Source organism: Pseudoalteromonas sp. S3431 (genome assembly GCF_000690035.1).
In the GTDB taxonomy this organism is placed as follows: Bacteria; Pseudomonadota; Gammaproteobacteria; order Enterobacterales; family Alteromonadaceae; genus Pseudoalteromonas; species Pseudoalteromonas fuliginea.
Genome location: NZ_JJNY01000009.1, coordinates 1 through 22087 on the forward strand (window position 1 = coordinate 1; position 22087 = coordinate 22087).

Genomic DNA, 22087 nt, shown 5'->3' on the forward strand with positions numbered 1-22087 from the left:
TTAGTCGGCACCATTTATTTAAAAGCCTCGCTTATAGCGAGGCTTTTTTGTTTTCAACTTGAGAATTTAAAATACCCATAGTTAAGAGCAAAGCAACTGACTTGTAATCAGTAGTCTGTATAAGTTACCCGCTCGAGTCGGTTAGTCGGCACCATTTATTTAGGTAACTTAAAGCAACTGACTTGTAATCAGTAGTCTGTATAAGTTACCCGCTCGACTTTGTTAGTCGGCACATTTACTTAAAGCCTCGCTTATAGCGGGGCTTTTTTGTTTTCAACTTGAGAATGAAAAATACCCATAGTTAAGAGCAAAGCAACTGACTTGTAATCAGTAGTCTGTATAAGTTACCTGCTCGAGTCGGTTAGTCGGCACATTTATTTAAAGCCTCGCTTATAGCGGGGCTTTTTTGTTTTTGTATAGTTAATCTCTTAAACACATTACAAAAAGTTAATTTTAGTATTAAAAATTGCTGATCATTTACTCATTTTTACCGTATAACTGGCTATTATGTTAATTCATCGCTAGCTATGTAATGTTATGTAAAGTAAGTTGAGCAAAATTTGCCAAAGTGCTTGAATTACGTTCATAAATAGCAGTAATTTAGGTTTAATTATGATTTGGCAATGCAAGCCAACCCTACTGGCAATTAGTGTGATGCTGCTCAGCGGCTGTGCGAGTGATTTAAACTCGTCTCAGCGCATGCAAGTCCCTAATAATATGCCTCAGCAATGGCAGCAAGAAGCATCAAGCTCAGTATTAAAAATACAAGAGCAATGGCTTACACAATTACAAAATCCTACGCTTAATAAATTTGTACAACAAGCACTTAAAAACAACCAACAGCTTTTGCAAACGAGTTATGATGTTGAAATTCAAAAGCAGCAACTTATAGTCTCGGGCGCTGCACTTTGGCCAAGCCTCGATTTATCAACACGTACAAGCCGTAGTAAAGACAACCGCCCTGTAAGTTACGACAACGCAAGCTCCGTAAGTTTAAATTTAACTTACGAGGTTGATTTATGGGGTAAGCTTTCTGACGCTAAGCGCGAAGCTAATCTTAACTATTTAGCTCAGCAGGCGCGGTTTGAGCAAGCTAAACAGCAACTTGTTGCTGATGTGGTAACAGGTTGGTTTGATGTGGTTACGGCGCAGCAATTACTGGATTTATTTAAGCGTCGTGAAGCCAATGCACAACAAAATCTAGATATTATTGAGTCTGGCTATCGCCAAGGTATAAACGAAGCGCTCGATGTGTATTTAGCGCGTAATGAGCTTAATAATGAACGCTCTCGCATTGCCACTCAAACAGCGAGTTTATCGGCATCAGCACGTGTACTTGAGCGTTTACTTGGTGAATACCCAAAAGGCGCTATTACTGCTAGTAGTGACTTACCTGTTATTAATACCGATATTCCTCTAGGATTACCTTCTGAGCTTATAACGCGAAAACCTACTCTACGTGCAAGTTGGTATGAGCTTTTAGCAGCCGATGCATCATTGGCATATGCGCATAAACAACGCTTTCCAAGTTTAGATTTAACAGCTTCATTAAGTGATAGTACAGACCGAGTAAGCGACTTGTTTTCTCCATCAAGCCTTGCATGGTCTTTATTAGGTAGTATTTCAGCGCCACTTTTTGAAGGAGGGCGCTTAAAAGCCAACGAAGAAATAGCGCGTCTTAATACTCAAAAGCAAGAGCAGCTTTATTTACAAACGCTTTATGACGCGTTTGGCGATGTTGAAAATGCAATTTCGCAGCAGCAGTCCCTTAAAGCTCAATATACAAGCACATTAGAGGCACAAGAAAACGCACTTGCTGCAGAGCAATTGTCGTTTGAGCAGTATCAAAGTGGCTTGGTAACTTACACGACAGTGCTTGATGCCCAAGACCGTTCTTTTGACGCGCAAAGCTCCTTAATCGATATTAAAAACCAATTAATAGCCAATAGAATTAACTTACACATTGCCCTTGGTGGTGATTTTGCAAAGCCCTCAAGTGAACTAAAGAGCAATAACGATGAAAACTAAAACAGCAAAAATTATTATTCCAGCGGTGGTTATAGTTGCCACTATTTTAATTGTTATGTTTATTAAAAATAACACGCCTGAGGCTAAACGCTTTGGGATACCTCCTAAGGCATCAATAAGTGTGGCTGCGCTTGAGCTAAAACCACAAAATTATCAAGTGATGATAGACAGCTACGGTACTGTAAAACCACGTACACAAAGCTTGTTAGTGGCTCAGGCATCTGGGCAAATAATTGAAGTAAGTGATGACTTTAGAGAAGGCGGCTTTTTTGAAAAAGGCGATGTACTTTTAAAACTAGACGACAGAGATCATCAGGCTGAAGTTAAATCTGCTCAAGCCAATTTATTAACCGCAGAGCAAGGTTTGCTAGAAGAGAAGGCGCGTGGGCAACAAGCTATTACCGATTGGAAACGCCTTGGCGGCTCAAATCAGGCAAGCAGTTTAGTACTACGTGAGCCACAACTAGCAGCCGCTGAAGCTGAGGTTTTATCGGCGCAGGCAGCACTTGAAAAAGCGATGCTTGATTTAGAGCGCACTAAAGTAACGGCGCCATATGCGGGGCGTATACTCAGCCGTAGTGTTGATTTAGGGCAAGTTGTTACTAACAACACACAGCTAGCCACCATTTACGCAATCGATAGCGTTGAGATTCGCCTACCAATTAAAAATAAAGATCTCCCATTTGTAAATTTACCAGAGCAGTATCGCGATGGTGCTAAAAACCAAGCGGGTTCAATTGTTAAATTTACTTCTGACTTAGTAGGTGAGCAAACGTGGCAAGGTCAATTAGCACGCACAGAAGGTGCTATAGATGAAGGCGCACAGCAGCTTTATGTCGTTGCTAAAATTAATGACCCGTATAAAGCAACAGCAAATAACCAGTACCCAATAAAAATTGGGCAGTATATAAAAGCGCAAATTACCGGCAGAACAGTATCTAACGCACTTATAATTCCTAACAGTACAATTTATCAAGGAACGTACGTTTACATTGTTGAAGGTGGCGTACTTAAGCGCAAAGACATCACACTAGCTTGGCAAAATGCGACTCAGGCGATGATAAAAACCGGTTTAAACGCAAATGATAAGCTTGTTATTACTCCACTTGGTCAAGTAAGTTCAGGAACTCAAGTAAGTATTTTAGGTGAACAAAGTGCAGATCAACCTAAAAGCCGTGGAGCGAATGGGCAAGGTAAAGGAAAACGCCCGACTCCAGAGCAGCTTGAACAAAAAGCAAAAGAGCTTGGTATTAGTGTTGAAGAGTTAAAAAAACGCCGTCCAGCAAAGCAAGGAGATAAGCCATGATAGCTTGGTTTGCCAAAAACCATGTTGCAGCTAACTTATTGCTAGTAACGTTGCTGCTGTCGGGGCTTTTTAGTTTATCGACTAAAATACCGCTTGAAGTATTCCCTTCATTCGAAACCGACATGATAAGCGTGAACGTAAGTTTGCGTGGCTCAACACCAGAGGATGTAGAGCAAGGCGTAACAATTCGTATAGAAGAAGCCGTACAAGATTTAGAAGGTATTAAGCAAATATTTAGCCGCTCTTCTGAAGGTTCTGGCTCTGTAACAATAGAAGTTGAAACGGGCTACGACCCGCGTGAGCTTTTAGCCGATATTAAAAGTCGTGTAGATGCAATTAACACCTTTCCAGCCGATGCTGAAAAGCCAATAGTCGCGCTTGCGGAGCGAATTCGCGAAGTTATCGCGGTTACTGTATCGAGTGATTACGGCGAAAAAGAAACCCGTGAATATGCAGAAACAGTACGCGATCAAATTCTACGCTTACCAAATGTGACGCAGGTAGAGCTAAGTGGTGTTCGTGATTACGAAATAGCCATTGAAGTAAGCCAAGACGTTCTTCGCCAGTACGATTTAAGTTTGGCACAAATATCGAGTGCCATTGCTAATTCAAGCTCTGATATTTCTGCTGGTAACTTAAAAACTGAAGGTGGGGACGTACTTATAAGCTCTAAAGGGCAAGCATATCGTAAAGATGAATTTGCCAATATTGTTGTTAAAAACCAAGCTGACGGCACGATTATTCGTTTAGGCGATATTGCAATAATTAAAGACGATTTTGAAGAAACCCCAGTACGTACTCGCTTTAATGGTAAGCAGGCTGCATTTATCGACGTATATCGAATTGGTCCGCAAAGTGCGATTACTGTTGCTGACGAAGTTAAAAATTACATAAAAGAGCAACAAAGCTCCCTTCCACAAGGATTTGAACTAAGTTACTGGGATGATGATTCGGAGCTGGTTAAAAGTCGAATTGCCACACTAACGACCAATGCCCTACAAGGCGGTATTTTAGTACTTGCTTTACTTACTTTGTTTTTACGCCCTGCAATTGCATTTTGGGTATTTATTGGTATTCCGGTTTCGTTTATGGGGGCGTTTATAGCGATGCCTATATTTGGCGTAACCCTTAATATTATGAGTTTATTTGGCTTTATATTAGTACTGGGAATTGTTGTTGATGACGCCATAGTTACTGGCGAAAATGTCTATACCCATTTAAAAACAGCTAAATCGGGCGAGCAAGCTGCAATTTTAGGCACTCAAGAAGTCGCAACACCAGTAACATTTGGTGTATTAACTACCGTTGCCGCCTTTTTACCTTTAGCCTTTATTGAAGGGGCGCGCGGTGCTCTGTTTGCACAAATACCGGTAGTGGTTATTCCGGTATTATTGTTTTCATTGATTGAATCTAAATTTGTACTACCCGCACATTTAAAATATATAAAACTACGCCACGAAAAAGGCGAACCTTCAAAGTTTGATGTTATTCAACAGCGTTTTGCAGATGGATTTGAAAACGCGATTTTAAAATATTACCAACCAACTTTAAATTTAGCACTGCGCCATAAATTGGCTTCGGTAAGTTTGTTTGTTGGTGTGTTTATAATAATTTTAACCATGATCACTAGCGGTTGGACTAAGTTTGTATTTTTCCCGCGTATACCAAGCGAAACAGTCCGCGTTAACTTAACACTACCAACAGGTACGCCGTTTGAAGTCACTAATAAATACGTAATTGATATGTCGCAAAAGGCGCAGCAATTACAAGAAAAATACCGCGACCCAGATACAGGTGAAAGCGTTATTTTAAATATATTAGCCACAACAGGTGGGCGCGGTGGTGTATCTAATTCAGGTTCTGTACGCTTTGAAATAACACCGGCTGAAAAGCGTGAATCAGAAATAGGATCAAGAGAGCTTGCCAGCGAATGGCGCGATTTAATTGGTGTCATTCCAGGTGCTGAAAGCTTAACGTTTAGAGCCGAAATTGGCCGAAGTTCTGACCCAATTGATGTTCAGCTTAGCGGGACTTCGTTGACTATTTTACAAGACGTGGCTGATCACATTAAAACCCGTTTATCGACCTACCCAACGGTGTTTGATATTGCCGATAGCATGTCTGATGGTAAAGAAGAGTTACAAATAGAGCTTACGCAGCAAGGCTTAGCGCTGGGTTTAAATAGAGTTAATGTTGCAGGGCAAGTGCGTAACTCCTTCTTTGGCTCGCAAGTACAGCGTATTCAGCGCGGACGTGATGATGTTCGTGTAATGGTACGCTTGCCTATTGAAGAGCGTCGCTCTGTAGCCGATTTACAAAATATACTTATAAATACACCAGCTGGTGGCTCGGTGCCGTTATCGCATGTTGCAACTCTTACCGCAGGGCAGAGCCCGTCAACTATTAACCGAATAGACCGCTACCGTACTTTAAATGTAACAGCGGATATTGAAAAAAATAACACCAACATGACCATACTTCAGGCTGACCTAACGGAGTATTTAGATGAGTTAATGCAACAATATCCTGGAGTAGATTATAAACTAGAAGGTGAGGCTAAAGAGCAGCGAGAGTCGTTTGGGTCATTGGCTTGGGCGCTTGTGTTTGTATTTTTCATAATTTATGCGCTATTAGCAATACCGCTTAAATCTTACTTACAGCCAATTATAGTAATGAGTGTAATTCCATTTGGCATGATAGGTGCTGTAGTCGGGCATTGGATTATGGGCATGGATTTAACCATTATGAGCTTGCTTGGTATGCTCGCTTTAACTGGGGTGGTAGTAAATGACTCCCTTGTACTAGTTGATTTTATCAATAAAAAGCGCAGTGAAGGCGGCAAATTACTAGATGCGGTTAAAATTGCAGGTGCATCGCGTTTTCGCCCTGTAATGCTAACTAGTTTAACGACCTTTATTGGCTTAATGCCGTTATTATTTGAAAAAGCGACTCAGGCGCAGTTTTTAATACCTATGGCGGTAAGTCTAGGGTTTGGGATTATTTTTGCGACCTTTATTACTTTATTGTTAGTGCCAATAAACTACATGATGATGGAGCGCTTTCAAGGTTGGTTTAAGTAAATAAGCGTAAGCATTTAAAATTTAGCTGTAAGTAAGAAATTGCTTGCAGCTTTTTTTTGCCAAAAATTATAAAAATAATGTACGAAGGTATAGCAAAAAAATGAATAAGCAATAAGAGGGAGTATAAAAATAAGAAGGTGTTCCCCAAGATACGGTACCCGGTTTCAGTCCTGAAACCAGAAGGTTTCAGGGCGGAAATCTGCGGTTTACCGTAGGCTTCTCGGTACATGCCGAGCTTGCACAATAGTAGACGAACAGAAATCCTGGTATAAAATTTATCGGCTCAGGGACTTAACCAAGCTCCGGTACCCCAGGGAACAATTTAAGTATATAAGACATAATCCAATCCTTAAACCCCAAACGTAAAAAATTAAACCGTTCGCTTAGTTTTCCCGCACCTTTAACTCGCCATTTACTTTATCGCATGGTTTTTGAGCTTGATCATACAATTAATTGGAGTTGCTTTTTATCGAGTGGTAGCATTGCCTTAACTTGCAAAGCGAAGATTCGATTATGAACGATTTACCCGATTACGAAAAAGCTCAACTGCTTTTAGAAAAAAACGAAATATTTGTATCACCTGCTGAAGCGCATGGTGTAATTAGTGGTTTACTTGCGTGTGGTTTAACCATTGACGACAAAGAATACTTAGGCCTTTTAAGCGATGTGTTTAACGATGGTGAATCGTTTAGTAACGATTTAAAGCAGTTTTTTGGCACTATTTATAAGCAAGTAGTCGCTAGCTTTAATGATGATGAATTTCAGTTTGATTTATTTTTACCAAGCGACGACGAAACACTTATCGATCAGGCTAATGGTCTCGTATCATGGGTAGCAGGCTTTATGCTTGGTTTTGGCTTAAAGCAAAAAGATTACGGTAAACTATCGAGCGATGTTAAAGAAGTTATTACTGACTTTAGCGAAATCACTCGCTTAGATACTACTTTTGAAGAGACCGAAGAAGACAGCCAAGCGCTGCACGAAGTCGTTGAGTATGTGCGTGTATCAGCACTACTTTGTTTTGCAGAGCTTGGTAAAGAGCAAAACACGCAAAGTACTAAAAAAACACTTCATTAGTTTAAAAAGTTAAACGGGTTGGTTAATAATGGTTGAAGTACAAAAGTCAGAATTTAAAGCACGCCGCGAGCGTTTACTTGCGCAAATGGATAAAAATAGCGTTGCTATTATCCCTGCTGCGAGCGAAGTTACGCGCAGCCGCGATACCGAATATGCATTTAGACAAGATAGCGACTTTTTCTATTTAACAGGCTTTAACGAACCCGACGCTGTACTTGTACTATGTAACAACAGCAATGCACCGAGTACTTTATTTTGCTTAGATAAAGACAAGCTTGCCGAAATTTGGCATGGCCGCAGGGTTGGCTTTGATAAAGCTAAAAGTGACTACTTGTTTGATGAAGCTTACCCGCTAAGTGAATTAAACGATAAGCTACTCGATATACTAAATGAAAAAGATGCGATTTATTTTGCACAAGGTGCTTATCCTTCATTTGATACTAAAGTGTTTTCGTTACTAGGTACACTTCGAAGTGGCTCACGAAAAGGCCTTAAAGCACCGAGTACTTTAAAAGAAATACGCGGCCTTATTCATGAAATGCGTTTGTTTAAATCGCCAAGCGAGATAGATGTTATGCGAGAAGGCTGTGAAATTAGTGCGCGAGGGCACATGCGCGCTATGCGTTTTTCACACCCCGGAGCTACTGAATTTCAGCTAGAGGCAGAGCTGCATCATCATTATGCCATGAATGGTGCGCCGCACCCGGCGTACGGCACAATTGTTGGTAGTGGCGACAACGCCAATATTTTACATTACACGCAAAATAGCGACGTATTAAAAAATGGCGACCTGGTACTTATAGACTCCGGTTGCGAGCTACAAGGTTACGCCGCCGATATTACCCGTACTTTTCCAGTAAATGGACAATTTAGCGAAGAGCAAGCCGCGCTTTATAATATTGTTCTTAAAGCGCAAGAAGTTGCTTTTGATGAAGTAAAACCCGGCGGGTTTATGTCGCATGCTAATAAACGTGCAATGGAAGTAATGACCCAAGGTTTACTTGATTTAGGTATTTTAACCGGCGACTTTGATGAGCTAATGGCAAAAGGGGCATGTAAAGAATATTACATGCACGGGCTTGGGCATTGGCTTGGTTTAGATGTACATGATGTTGGCGATTACAAAGTAAATAACGTTGAGCGTGCATTTGAGCCGGGTATGGTACTCACTATAGAGCCTGGGCTTTATATAAGCGAAGACTCAAGCGCACCGCAAAAATACAAAGGCATTGGTATTCGTATCGAAGATAACTTGCTAGTTACCGAAACCGGCCATGAAAACTTGACCCTAAGCGTACCTAAAAAAATTAGCGATATAGAAGCACTTATGCAAAGTGCTAAAAACGTATAAAGCTCGGAGAGTAAAGTGGCTAAGCAGTTTGATGTAGTTATTATTGGCGGTGGTTTAGCAGGAGCAAGCTGCGCATTAAGTGTGGCTAAAACTAATCCCGCGTTAAATATTGCCGTTGTAGAAGCTAATCAAGTAACCGGCGACTACCACCCAAGCTTTGACGACAGAAGTATTGCACTTGCTCAGCAATCGGTAGAGTATTTACAAAGCCTCAATTTATTTGAACAAAATGCCCCTTACACCGCAGCAATCAAAAAAGTGAGCGTGTCTGATAGAGGCCACTTTGGCAAAGCGCACATTAATTGCGACGAATTTGCTAAGCCTTCACTTGGTTACGTAGTAGAAGTTAACCCTTTTGGCCGAGCGCTCCACCTGCGTTTAACGCAATCAAATATTACGCTTTTGTGCCCCGATAGCGTAACTGCCATTGAGCAAACTCTGCATAGCAATACACTCACACTGCAAAGCGGCGAGCAATTAAACGCAGCGCTATTGGTTATTGCTGATGGTGCACAATCACCCACACGTAATTTACTCGGGCTTGGTTTTAATACCCAGCCTTATGAACAAGGCGCAATTATTGCTAATGTAGAAGTGGCTGGTGGGCATAATAATCATGCCTTTGAGCGTTTTACACAAAGCGGGCCTATGGCGTTATTACCCATGAGCAATAACCGTTATTCGTTGGTGTGGTGTATGAGCCAAGATCAGGTTGAACAGCACATGGCACTTAATGAACAAGACTTTATAAGTGCCCTACAAAGTGCGTTTGGTTATCGCGGTGGTCAATTTACTAAAGTAGGCATGCGCACGAGTTACCCGCTCGTTTACGGGCAAGTCGAGTCTTTGACTGCGCACCGTACAGTGGTCATTGGTAATGCTGCACATGCTATTCATCCTATTGCAGGACAAGGTTTTAATTTAGGCCTTCGCGACGTGCAAGTACTTAGTAATTTAATAGCAAACAGCCAACACGGTTTAGGAAGCTATGCGTTTACACGTGAATATTCTAAAAAGCGCAGTGATGATATAAAAACCGTAATGAGTTTAACCGATGCACTTGTTAGGCTTTTTTCAAACTCATCGCGAGTGCTCGCATTGGGGCGGAGTATTGGGTTGTTCTCGATGGATTTATTTCCCGCATTAAAAGCGCCATTAGCTAAACAGTTAATGGGGCAAGTTAAACAAGGTAGGCGTTTATGAAGCAAGCACAGGTTTGTATTGTAGGTGGCGGCTGTGTAGGGCTAACACTAGCACTTGGATTGGCAAAAGCCGATATAAGCGTAGTTGTACTCGACGGCGCACCAACACAAACATTACCAACTGACGAATATGGTTTGCGCGTAAGTGCGCTAAGCATTGCAAGTCAAACCTTGCTTGAACAATTAAACGTATGGCCCGAAATTATCGCACAGCGAGCGTGCGCTTATACGCATATGGACGTACGCGACGCCGACAGTTTTGGCAAAATAGCGTTTGATAACAAACAACTTGAGCTTGAACATTTAGGCCATATTGTTGAAAACGACATTATCCGCTACGCGCTTATAAAAGAGCTAGAGCAACAAAGCAGTGCCACGCTAATGTTTGATACGCAGTATCAGCAAATACATCAAAGCGAATCAGATGTATTTATAACGCTTAAAAGCGGCGAGCCAATTATTGCAAAACTGCTGGTGGCCGCTGATGGGGCAAACTCAGCTATTCGCAAACAATTTAATATGGCGCTTAGCTTTAAAGATTACGATCACCATGCGCTAGTCGCAACCGTAAAAACCAAAGAGCCGCACGAAAACACCGCACGCCAAGTGTTTTTACCAACCGGGCCCCTGGCATTTTTACCTCTGAGCGATGCAAATACGCATTCAATAGTATGGTCTACCAGCCCAAACCACTGCGATGAGCTGCTTGCAATGGACGACAGCAGCTTTAATAAAGCCGTAATGGCAGCAATAGATGGCCAATGCGGGCTATGTGAAGTGCAAAGTGCGCGCGCAGCTTTTCCACTTAAAATGCGCTACGCTCAGCAATGGGTTTCAGGCAAAGTGGTACTCATTGGCGATGCTGCACATACAATCCATCCACTTGCAGGGCTTGGTATGAACCTAGGCCTAAAAGATGCGGCTTATTTAATTGAGCTTTTAACAAGTGATAGCAAGGAGTTTGCAAGCACGCGCACACTGCGCGATTACGAACGTACCCGTAAGCTCGACGCACAAAAACACATAGCCATGATGCAAGGGCTAAAAGAGTTATTTGAAGGGGCTAATCCGTTTAAAAAGCTTATTCGCGGAGTAGGGTTGTCGCTAGTTGATAACCTAGGGCCAATAAAACACTTGTTCGCCAAAGAAGCGATAGGAAAGTAAAAACATCGACAATAAGTTTTGTAAAGAACGATGCTTAATTTAAGAGCGCCTTTTTTAATGTTTATATTGAGTTAAATTAAGTGCTTCTTATTTTTTGAAATTCATCCAAACTAAACACTTGAATTCAAGACGATTAATTACCAAACCTCGAATTTTATAAGCGCCAAGTTAAACATACCGCTGAAAATTTAACCTCAAAAAATAAACATGCCTTATACCAATCCGCAATAATACTTAATCAATTTGAGGGATTAAATCTGACACTAACTGTGTTAAAATTTTTGATATAGAACAACTAATTTGCCTTATAATCGACAAGGTTTTCTTGCCCCAAAATAGACCACTTAATTAATCGAGTTGGTATTATTGATAACTATAAAAATAATGAACTGCGCTTAGAGCTAACTTAAAAAGCAAAAAAGAGGATTTAATGGCAAATTTAATAGAACTAACAACTACAAATAACACCGCTATACTCACCATGAATACCGCTGAAAACCGTCATAATCCAGCGTTTTTGGCTGAGTTTAATTTACACCTAGACCACATTGAAGCAGATCAAAATATTAAGTCAGTTATTTTAACGTCTTCGAGTGATAAAAATTGGTCATTGGGTATCGACCTTCAATGGATGTCTAATCCAAGTATTTTACCTGCAGCAATTTCTGACTTTATGGTGCAAATAGGCGATTTATTTAAACGCATCGTTACTTTTCCTATGCCTATTATTGCTGTGTTAAACGGGCATACCTATGGTAATGGTGCTGTACTTGCGTGTGCGTGCGACTTTAGATTTATGAAATCAGACAAAGGCTTTTTTTGTTTTCCTGAAGTGGATGTAATGGTGCCGTTTGTTCCGTCGATGTTTCCTATAATTAATAAAGCAATTTCGCAAACATTCTTTAATCGTCTAGCTATGTCAGGAGAGCGGGTTGGTGCAGAGCAGCTGCTAGAGAACAAAGTAGTTGAAGCTGTGTTTGCAAATAATGACGAACTACAAGCGGGTGCACTTGAGTTTGCCCAGCAGTTTAATAAAAACCGTTGGATTTACGCTCAAAATAAAACACAAATGAATAAGCAGATTTTACTTACGATGAAAGAAGAAGACCCAAGCTTTATTGATAATATAAGTAAACTGCTGTGGAAAAACCTACAAAAAAAATAGTATAGGTTTTAGCATTGCTACGAAATGACTAAATGCTTTGCAGTTAAGGGATCGTTAAGTCCCATTGCGCTAGATTTTTAAACTATACAGTACGGTAAAAGTGCTTTCTTAAAAGTTTAATAGCTTTTACCTGTCTCATTATAACTATATGGGTTAAAATACCTACATAACCAACTAACAAGATAGTGAATGTCAAACCAAGATCCAAATCTCAGTCGAGAACAAGAAAAGTACGAAAACCCAGTCCCTAGTCGTGAGTTTATACTTACTCACCTTCAAGAGCGTTCAAAGCCTGCTAACTACGCGCAATTATGTGAAGAACTAGCAGTAAACGATGACGAACGCCAAATAGCATTTAAACGCCGCCTTCGCGCTATGGAGCGTGACGGACAGCTGTATTTCAATAAATTTAAATGCTACGCCCTAATTGACGAAGCCGGTTTAACCAAAGGCAAAGTAATAGGCCACAGAGACGGTTTCGGCTTTTTAGAAGTTGAAGGCGAGAGTAAAGATTGGTTTATTGCTAAGCACCAAATGAATATGGTGTTACATGGCGACATTGTACTAGCTAAAGGCACTAAACGTGGTTCTGGCTCAAAATGCGATGCACGTATTATAAAAGTGCTTACTAACGAGCGCGCGCCAATTGTTGGCCGTTACTTTGTTGAGCACGGTGTTGCTGTGGTAGTCGCTGAAGACCCGCGCATAACGCAAGATATAATGATTTTACCAGGCAACGAAAACGGTGCCCGCCATAACCAAATGGTGCAGGTTAAAATTACGCAAAATCCAAGCCGTAACATGAACGCGGTAGGTAAAGTTATAGATGTACTTGGTGAGCATTTAGCCCCAGGTATGGAAATTGAAGTCGCACTGCGCAATCACGATATTCCACATGTATGGCCAGAAGAAGTTGAAGCACAAGTTGCTCACCTAGGTGAATTTGTTGAAGAAGCTGACAAACAAGGTCGCGTAGATTTACGTGATTTACCACTTGTAACTATTGATGGCGAAGATGCACGCGACTTTGATGACGCCGTATATTGTGAACCTAAAAAATCAGGTGGCTGGCGCTTATGGGTTGCCATTGCCGATGTATCGCATTACGTAGGAATGAACACGCCGCTTAACAAAGAAGCAATTTTGCGTGGTAACTCAGTGTATTTTCCTGAGCAAGTAATTCCGATGCTACCAAAAGTGCTTTCTAACGGATTATGTTCGCTTAATCCAAAAGTAGATCGCTTATGTATGGTTGCCGAAATGACCGTGTCGAGCGCGGGTAAACTTTCGGGTTATAAGTTTTACGAAGCCGTGATGAACTCGCATGCACGTTTAACTTACACTAAAGTAAATGCCATTTTACAAAACGACGAAAAACTACGCGAAGAATACTCAGCCGTTGTGCCACATTTAACTGATTTACAGCAAATGTACATGGCACTTAAAGCAGCACGCCAAGACCGTGGTGCCATTGAGTTTGAAACCCTAGAAACACGTTTTGTATTTAACGCTCAACGTAAAATAGAATCAATAGTGCCTGTTATTCGTAACGACGCGCACAAACTCATTGAAGAATGTATGATTTTAGCCAACGTATCGGCGGCTAAAATTCTTGAAAAGCACGAAGCAAGCGCGCTTTATCGTGTGCATGACGAACCAGACCAAGAAAAACTAGGTAACTTTACTAAGTTTTTAGGCGAGTTAGGTATTGAAAGTACATTAAGCGACGAGCCAACACCAAAAGAAATAACGCAAGTATTAGCGCGACTAGGTGACCGCCCAGAAGCTGAACTTATTCAAACTATGTTACTGCGTTCAATGAAACAAGCTGTATATCAGCCAGATAACATTGGTCACTTTGGTTTAGCGTTATCGGCTTACGCGCATTTTACATCGCCAATACGTCGTTACCCAGATTTAGTCGTGCATCGTGCTATTAAAGCAGTAATAAAAGCACAAGGTCAGCAAACGTCTGGCGAATACGCTTATACCGACGACGAAGTTGATCAACTAGGTGAGCAGTGTTCTACAACAGAGCGCCGCGCCGATGATGCAACTCGCGAAGTAGCTGATTGGCTTAAATGTGAGTTTATGCAAGATCACGTAGGTGACGAGTTTAACGGTGTTATTTCATCGGTCACTAACTTTGGTTTGTTTATTCGTTTAGATGATTTACAAATTGATGGGCTTATTCACGTTACTAATTTAGGCGATGAGTTTTTTGCACATGATGCTGCAAAACACACCCTAATAGGTGAGCACTCGCATACTGTTTATCGCCTTGGCGATAAAGTAACAGTTAAAGTTGCATCGGTTAGTTTAGACGATCGCCGTATAAACTTAACGCTTAAAGGCGATGTTGCACAAGACAGATACTCACGTCGTCGTGCACCTAAAAAAGGCTCAGGCAAATCTGAGCATGCGCCAGCAAGTGTGCGTTCGCAATTAAAAGCAGGCAAAGTACCGGGTAAAAAGTCGCACAGCGATGACAAACCTAAAGGTAAAAAAAAGCCAGCAAATAAAGATAAAGGCAAGCCTGCAAATAAGTCTGCAACAAAACCTGCAGATAAAAAAGCAGCAGACACTGCCGTAAAGAAAAAACCGAAGAAAAAGGCCGTTAAAAAGCCTAAAAGAGCAGGCAAAAATGCCCGTAAACGTACTAGCCCAGGAGCAGACAATACGTGAGTAATGAATTAATTTTTGGCTTTCATTCTGTTGAAGCAATTTTAGAAAGCGAACCAGAGCGCTTTGTAGAAATTTATGCCCTTAAAGGTCGTGACGACAAACGCTCAACTCCGATTATTGATGAAGCACGTAAATTTGGTATTTCAGTACAGTTTATGCAGCGCAAAGCCCTTGATAGCAAATCAAAAGGTGAGCAGCATCAAGGTATTATTGCTAACGTAAAAGCAGCGCCAACGTTTAACGAAAAAGATCTTGATGCGATAATCGCTCGTGAAGACACACCGTTTTTACTGGTGCTTGATGGTATTACCGATCCGCATAACTTAGGTGCATGCCTACGTAGTGCAGACGCTGCTGGTGTTCACGCTATCATTGTACCTAAAGATCGCTCTGCAAAGCTTAACGGCACAGCACGTAAAGTAGCTTGTGGCGCAGCCGAAACAGTACCGCTTATTCAAGTGACTAACCTTGCGCGTACGCTTCGCGAAATTAAAGATGCGGGCGTATGGGTTGTAGGCACTGCTGGCGAAACTGATAACCACGTATTTGATGCAAGCTTAACAGGCCCAATGGCTATTGTTATGGGTGCAGAGGGTGAGGGCATGCGACGCTTAACGCGTGAGCATTGCGATATGCTTGTTAAAATTCCAATGGCGGGTACAGTTTCAAGCTTAAACGTATCGGTAGCCACGGGTATTTGTTTGTTTGAAGTTTTACGCCAACGTAACGCAAATAACTAATACCTAATAAATAATACCTAATTTAAATTAAGTATTAAAAAAGCCGAGATTGAAATTCAATCTCGGCTTTTTTGTGTCTGTAATTTACGCTTTAATTTTACACCAATTGATGCTCTATTATAGCGATAGGAAAATAGCTCTATAGCAAGACAAAAATAACGAAATATAGTTGTTCTTATATCAGTTGTTTTTAAAGCAGCTAGTGAACCATTTCTCTTATACAAAGCGCAGGTAAACGGTTTAATAACAAGGCAATAATTTAGATGTGTAGTGGTCTTACATAAAAAATTATTAACGCTGTTAGTGAACCACTTACCCTATACAAAGCGCAGGAAAACGGTTTAATAACAAGGCAATAATTTAGATGTGTAGTGCTTTTACATAAAAAATTATCAACCCTGTTAGTGAACCACTTACCCTATACAAAGCGCAGGTAAACGGTTTAATAACAAGGCAATAATTTAGATGTGTAGTGCTTTTACATAAAAAATTATTAATGCTGTTAGTGAACCTTTTAACCAGCCTTCAATTTAGAATGAGTAAGTGTAGCCCATCTGCACAGTACGCGGCTTACCTGGCTGAATGCCACCGTTTGAACGGTTAGCAACGTATGTTTTATCAAACAAGTTATCAACGCTTAGGTATACTTTTTGATTTTCATCGATTAAGTATTTAGCGGCTAAATCCCATACTACGCGGCTATCAATTGCGTTTAAGCCCGACTCAGTTAAGTTAGCATGCGCATCAGATACGTAACGTATTTGGCTGTTAACTACAAACGCAGAAAACTCTGCACCTAACGATAACGCTACTTGGTTTTCTGGTACGTAAGGCATTGCATCGCCTTTTTCTACCGCGCCCCAAATTTCTGAATCAAAATCGTTTTTAAACTCGGAGTCTGTGTAGGTGTATGTTAATTTAACTGGGAACATAGCTGTATCAGTTGCAAACGTACGTGCTGCACTAAATTCAAAGCCTGCTACTTCTACTTCACCGTAGTTGTATTGGTCGCCAATGTTGTCGTCGCTACAACCAACCGCTGCAGTACAGTTACCGTGCATGTTGTCGTAGTCAGAATAAAAGGCAATTATTTCACCACTAAAGCTATCCATGTTGAAGCGAGAGCCAAACTCAATGTTTACGCTTTCTTCTTCTTCTTGGTCTGCATTACCAGGTGCTGCTGGCGCATAACCTTTTTGAATGCCCGCAAGTAGCGTTACGTTTTCGTTAAGCGTGTAAGTAGCACCTAACGACGGAACTAAAATTTCGGTATCGTTCGACACATCTTTAGTTAAACCGTTGCTGCGCGTTGGATCTGATTTAGACCACTCTTCACGCGTAATAGTAATGTCTTCATATCGAAGACCAGCACTTATTACTAATGCATCAATTGTCCACTCGTCTTGAATAAACAAGGTGCTTGCTTCGGCACTATCTACGCGGTTGCTATCAGAGCCCGGAACGCCTTGCTCTGTAAGCGTTAAGCTTAGGTCTTGATTAAGTGTGTATTTGTCTTCCCACTGAAAACGATCCATCTCGTCTTCGTGGTAACGCACACCAACAGTCACATAGTGATCGCCTGCAGGAATATGTAATTCAGACTGAATACCTTTAGCTTGGTAATCGCGGTTATTAGCTTTAATACCAATACCTTCAATACCTTCGCTTGTCGGGTTTGCTTCAAATTCGCTGTATTGCTCAAGGTAGCTTTCGCTTACTTTGCTGGCTTTGTACCAGTTGCGATGAAAATCGTTTAAGTAAGCGGTTGCTAAAAACTCATAGCCATCACCAAAACGGTACGCGTAGTTAAGTTGGTATGCGTTGTGGCGCGTATTCATTTCATCGTTTTGCGATGCAGCATAACGACGGTAAGGACTCTGTTTATAATCTTCGTCAGTTAAGCCCATGTATGTTTCGTCTGATGTTTCGTCAGAGTACTTAATTTTTAGCTCAAGATTATGCGCATCGTTTTGACCAAACGTATGGCCAAACTTTAATAGTAAATCTGTTTTTTCAAAACCGGTGTTGTCATTGCCTACTGGCAGCTCTTTAAAGCCATCTGCGCCGTAAGTAAATACTTCAATTAAACCTGCTGTGTTATTTTTTTCTTTACCAAAGTAAGCGTGGCCTTTGTAGTAACCGTCGCTACCAAGGGCTGCATCTACCATACCTTTTGAGCTATTTGGCTCAGTTGGTAAGCTGCGAGAAAGTAAGTTTAAAACACCACCTGTAGTACGAGGGCCGTACTTAACTGAGGCTGCGCCTTTTAATACTTCAATAGACTCCATACGACCCATAGTAGGGAAGTAGTAAGCAGAAGGTGCCGAATATGGCGCTGGTGCAACTAACACACCGTCTTCCATTACTGATATTTTATCGTTACGGCCAGTACCTGTACCGCGCATACCAATATTAGGACGAAGGCCGTAGCCATCTTCTTCTTGCACGTAAACGCCCGGAACAGACGCTAAAACGCGAGAAATATCGGTAAACTGGAATTTTTGAAGCTCTTCTTCAGAAATAAACGTAGCCGAACCAGGAATATCGTTTATTGCTTGTTGTGAACCAATAACGGTAATTTGTTCAAAGCGTTGTTCTTTATTGCTGGTGTCTTTTGCTATTGCAGTAGCACTAAAAGACAAAGCAACCGCAGTTGCTAGGGTAGATACTAAAAATTTAGGGTTCATTGTGTTCCTAATTATGTCAATTATCCAAATTGGCGTAATTGGAACACGTTAACGAATACGAATCAATGTTATTAACTATTTAATGATTCAGTTTTTTAGAACTAAAAACACCTACTTATGCAACTTAGTTAACTAAATTATTTCTTTTGTAGCAGTTTGTAATTACTTAACTAGTTATAAAGTTTGAACTAGGTATATTTACTTTTAAGCGCTTTATATTAACTGGTTTAGATGTGATTGCTGTTAATTTGTTTTGTTTTTCAATTGGTTACGTTTATTGGTGTTAGCCTAAACGCAGTGCGATAAACTCAGCAAGTTTATCTACTGCATTTTCCGACTCGCCCGAACTTTTAACCAAACTAATACCAATATTACCAAGAGCAGGTAAATGCTTGGTTTGAACTTGATAGTTAAGCTCACTCGGTACTGTGCTTTTAGCAAGTACCGTAATACCTAAGCCTTCTTTTAACGCGGCAATAAGACCGGTTAAATCGGCGTTGCTATAGACAATTCGGTATTTTATACCTGCACTTTTTAATGCATCAGTAGCACGGCGACGATAAATACACCCCTCTGGTGCGGTAACTAGCGTAACCACGTCGTTTTGTGCAAGTGATAAATCGCCTACCCATACGAGTTTGTCTTGCATAAAAATAGGGAATTTTTCAGAGCTGAGACGCTCATTTAGCGCCAGCACTAAATCAAACTGATCTTGCCTTGAGGCCGAAAGCAAATGTTTACTTAAACGCGATTTAACTTCTAACGACACCTCTGGGTAGAGTGCCACAAAGTCGCCAATAATTGAGGGTAAAATACGCGCCGCAAATTCGCTCGGAATACCTAAGCGCACTTTACCTGCAATGTTTTCTGAGGTGAACTGCTGCAAAATAGCATCGTTGTGTTGCATCATCTGTTTTGCCATAGGCAGTAATAGCTCGCCGTACTGGTTTAATACTTGGCGCTGTCCTTGTTTTTTAAATAGTTTATAGCCAAGCACATCCTCTAAACGTTTTATTTGTAGGCTTACCGCAGGTTGCGATAGGCCAAGTAAGTCGCCTGCTTTAGCAAAACCACTTACTTCAACTACCATTACAAAGGTGCGTAAACTGTCGGTTGATATGTTTTTCATATTTATAATTACAATTTATATGGCTATATATATAAGTATTATTTATCAATTGATAAATAATTACAATTTGTTGTTACACACCTCGCGCAATATACTTTTAGCATTGAAAATACACAGGTGTTTGTTATGACTTTTAACCCAATAATGTTTGCCCGCCACAGCAACGCAAGTAGTGCGGTTACTAACGCTTTGCAAGCAAACAGCAGCAATGTTGTAATGGATTTTAGTGGCACCGAAACCAGTGTATTTTTAAGTTCTATTTTAGGCCTTGATTTAACTAAGCTTACCGCCAGCGGTTTAGGCTTAAAAGGCACGCTTGATGGCGACTATAATTCTGACTACAGCTTTGCTGTTTATTACTTTAGTGAAACTGCGTTTAGATTCGTACTGCCACACAGCGCAAGCCTTCAATTACAAGCGCTTATAAATGAGCAACAACTTCATTTTGATATCGATTATGTAATGCGAACCGACCTAGCTACTTTTACTCTAAGCGGTAGCAATGCATTTGACACCCTAGTAAATGCTTTTAAATTAACACCAGGTTTGCGCCTTTCTGACGCGCAACTTTGTTACGGTGCACAAAGCGGTGATGTATTTATTACCGCCATTGATAATAACGACGAACAACACTTTGTATTAGTCGCTAAACAACAAGAATTACAAAAATGGCAAAGCTACATGCAAGCGCAAGGTTTTGCACTTATGCATAGTGAAGCCGCATAACGAATACAAACAACAGGTAAGCATAACAATGCTTGCCTGTTTTTATATCTATTTAAGCCACGCCCTAAACAGGGTTAATTTAAACGTGAAGGAATGTTATGACTTCTAAAACTGTACTACATGCTAAGCACCTAGAAGCGGGTGCAAAAATGGTTGATTTTCATGGCTGGGAAATGCCAATCAACTACGGCTCACAAATAGAAGAACACAATAGCGTGCGTACCGACGCTGGTATGTTTGACGTATCACACATGACTATTGTTGATATTGAAGGGCCTCAAGCAAAAGCATTTTTACGTAAGCTAGTAGCTAACGACGTTGCAAAATTAACCGTACCAGGCAAAGCGCTTTACACCGGCATGCTTAACGAGCAAGGCGGTGTAATAGACGACTTAATTATTTATTTCTTTAGTGAAACGTTTTACCGCCTAGTTGTTAACTCAGCAACGCGCGAAAAAGACCTAGCGCATTTAGCTAACGTATCGAGCGACTTTGACGTAACTGTTACAGAGCGCCCAGAGTTTGCAATGATTGCAGTACAAGGCCCTAACGCTAAAGCAAAAACAGCCACTCTTTTAAATGCTGAGCAACAAACCGCTGTTGAAGGTATGAAGCCATTTTTTGGTGTTCAAGTAGGTGATTTATTTATTGCCACAACGGGTTATACTGGCGAAGACGGTTACGAAATAGTAGTACCGAACGACCAAGCAGCCGATTTATGGCAACAACTGCTAGACGCAGGTGTTAAGCCTGCTGGTTTAGGTGCACGCGACACGCTACGTTTAGAAGCAGGTATGAACCTTTACGGCCTAGATATGGACGAAAGCGTATCACCACTTGCAGCTAACATGGCATGGACCATTGCATGGGAACCAGAAGATCGTGACTTTATTGGTCGTGACGTGCTTGTTAAGCAACGCGCAGAAAAAAGCACTGACAAACTAGTTGGCTTAGTGTTTGAAGAAAAAGGCGTTTTGCGTAGCGGTTCTAAAGTAATTGTTGACGGTGGGGTAGGTATTATTACATCAGGTACTTTCTCACCAACACTTGGTTTTAGTGTAGCCCTTGCACGTGTACCACGTTCAACAGGCGATACAGCTCAAGTAGAAATGCGTAAAAAATTAGTAAACGTTAAAGTAGTAAAGCCTAGCTTTGTACGTAACGGTAAATCAATAATTTAAATAATTTGGTTATATCAATCAGTGTAATTACAGTGATTGATATCCTCCCAATATAAACCAAAGGACAAATAAAATGAGCAACATTCCTAGCGAGTTAAAATACGCACCTTCACACGAGTGGGTTCGCAGTGAAGGCGACGGTACATTTACTGTTGGTATTTCTGAGCATGCACAAGAACTTCTTGGCGACATGGTATTTGTTGAATTACCAGAAGTTGGCGACGAAGTAGACGCTGGCGAAGACTGTGCAGTAGCAGAGTCAGTTAAAGCAGCATCAGACATTTACGCACCTATCAGTGGCGAAATTGTTGCTATTAACGAAGAACTTGAAGACTCACCTGAAACAGTAAACAACGACGCTTACGGCGACGGTTGGTTATTCCGTATTAAAGCATCTGACGAGTCTGAGCTAGATAACTTATTAGACGCTGAAGGTTACTCGCACACTATCGACGAAGAATAATTATTCTTTGTAGATAACTAAAAGCCCCGCGTGTTTTATTTAGATATCGGGGCTTTTATGATTTTACAGTTAACTTTTCCATACAAAGTGGGCTGTTAAATTA

At 41.0% G+C, this 22087-nt stretch carries 15 protein-coding genes and 1 other RNA gene; 13 read left to right on the plus strand and 3 right to left on the minus strand.

All coding sequences use genetic code 11. The features are described from left to right. Nucleotides 1–612: 612 nt before the first annotated feature. Genes DO88_RS15830 through DO88_RS15820 form a run of 3 tightly spaced genes read left to right on the plus strand, consistent with a single transcriptional unit; the run spans nt 613 to nt 6414 of the window. Nucleotides 613–2028 (plus strand): TolC family protein, encoded by a 1416-nt coding sequence (locus DO88_RS15830; RefSeq protein WP_033038073.1) that lies wholly within the window; start codon nt 613–615, stop codon nt 2026–2028. After that, entirely contained in the window at nt 2018–3334 is a 1317-nt protein-coding gene (locus DO88_RS15825; RefSeq protein WP_033038074.1) for an efflux RND transporter periplasmic adaptor subunit, read from the plus strand. The genes DO88_RS15830 and DO88_RS15825 overlap by 11 nt, the downstream gene beginning before the upstream one ends. Next, nucleotides 3331–6414 carry an efflux RND transporter permease subunit gene (locus DO88_RS15820; RefSeq protein ID WP_033038075.1) on the plus strand — a complete coding sequence of 1028 codons (3084 nt, stop codon included), beginning with the start codon at nt 3331–3333 and terminating at the stop codon, nt 6412–6414. Before DO88_RS15825 ends, DO88_RS15820 begins: the two co-directional genes overlap by 4 nt. A 137-nt stretch (nt 6415–6551) precedes the next feature. On the opposite strand, the gene ssrS is transcribed toward DO88_RS15820, so the two are convergent. After that, nucleotides 6552–6734: non-coding RNA, 6S RNA (gene ssrS / locus DO88_RS18665), on the minus strand. A gap of 193 nt (nt 6735–6927) precedes the next feature. Here ssrS and DO88_RS15815 point away from each other — a divergent pair. From DO88_RS15815 to rlmB, 7 genes are all read left to right on the plus strand, one after another. Continuing rightward, nucleotides 6928–7491, plus strand: a complete 564-nt coding sequence (locus DO88_RS15815; protein ID WP_033038076.1) for a UPF0149 family protein — start codon at nt 6928–6930, stop codon at nt 7489–7491. A gap of 28 nt (nt 7492–7519) precedes the next feature. Next, complete coding sequence (gene pepP, locus DO88_RS15810) at nt 7520–8842, plus strand: Xaa-Pro aminopeptidase (RefSeq protein ID WP_033038077.1); 1323 nt, start codon at nt 7520–7522, stop codon at nt 8840–8842. Between the two features lie 15 nt (nt 8843–8857). Further along, nucleotides 8858–10045 carry a 2-octaprenyl-6-methoxyphenyl hydroxylase gene (gene ubiH / locus DO88_RS15805; RefSeq protein ID WP_033038078.1) on the plus strand — a complete coding sequence of 396 codons (1188 nt, stop codon included), beginning with the start codon at nt 8858–8860 and terminating at the stop codon, nt 10043–10045. Continuing rightward, nucleotides 10042–11208, plus strand: coding sequence for an FAD-dependent monooxygenase (locus DO88_RS15800; protein WP_033038079.1), 1167 nt, complete (start codon nt 10042–10044; stop codon nt 11206–11208). The genes ubiH and DO88_RS15800 overlap by 4 nt, the downstream gene beginning before the upstream one ends. A gap of 430 nt (nt 11209–11638) precedes the next feature. Beyond that, entirely contained in the window at nt 11639–12373 is a 735-nt protein-coding gene (locus tag DO88_RS15795; RefSeq protein WP_033038080.1) for an enoyl-CoA hydratase/isomerase family protein, read from the plus strand. Between the two features lie 189 nt (nt 12374–12562). Continuing rightward, nucleotides 12563–15058 (plus strand): ribonuclease R, encoded by a 2496-nt coding sequence (gene rnr, locus DO88_RS15790; RefSeq protein WP_007378378.1) that lies wholly within the window; start codon nt 12563–12565, stop codon nt 15056–15058. Beyond that, nucleotides 15055–15798, plus strand: coding sequence for a 23S rRNA (guanosine(2251)-2'-O)-methyltransferase RlmB (gene rlmB, locus DO88_RS15785; RefSeq protein WP_007378377.1), 744 nt, complete (start codon nt 15055–15057; stop codon nt 15796–15798). The genes rnr and rlmB overlap by 4 nt, the downstream gene beginning before the upstream one ends. 530 nt (nt 15799–16328) lie before the next feature. On the opposite strand, the gene DO88_RS15780 is transcribed toward rlmB, so the two are convergent. Both DO88_RS15780 and DO88_RS15775 read right to left on the minus strand, forming a co-directional pair. After that, nucleotides 16329–18485 (minus strand): TonB-dependent receptor family protein, encoded by a 2157-nt coding sequence (locus tag DO88_RS15780; RefSeq protein ID WP_033038081.1) that lies wholly within the window; start codon nt 18483–18485, stop codon nt 16329–16331. A 283-nt stretch (nt 18486–18768) separates the two neighbouring features. After that, nucleotides 18769–19614: a LysR family transcriptional regulator gene (locus DO88_RS15775; protein ID WP_007378851.1), complete on the minus strand. Its 846-nt coding sequence runs from the start codon at nt 19612–19614 to the stop codon at nt 18769–18771. 126 nt (nt 19615–19740) lie between these two features. On the opposite strand from DO88_RS15775, the gene DO88_RS15770 reads away from it, so the two are divergent. The 3 genes from DO88_RS15770 to gcvH all read left to right on the plus strand — a co-directional run bounded on the left by DO88_RS15770 (nt 19741) and on the right by gcvH (nt 21984). Then, entirely contained in the window at nt 19741–20340 is a 600-nt protein-coding gene (locus DO88_RS15770) for a hypothetical protein (RefSeq protein ID WP_033038083.1), read from the plus strand. Nucleotides 20341–20438: 98 nt separating this feature from the next. Further along, nucleotides 20439–21521 (plus strand): glycine cleavage system aminomethyltransferase GcvT, encoded by a 1083-nt coding sequence (gcvT, locus tag DO88_RS15765; protein WP_033038084.1) that lies wholly within the window; start codon nt 20439–20441, stop codon nt 21519–21521. Between the two features lie 73 nt (nt 21522–21594). Continuing rightward, nucleotides 21595–21984, plus strand: coding sequence for a glycine cleavage system protein GcvH (gene gcvH, locus DO88_RS15760; RefSeq protein WP_024590231.1), 390 nt, complete (start codon nt 21595–21597; stop codon nt 21982–21984). Nucleotides 21985–22087: the final 103 nt, after the last annotated feature.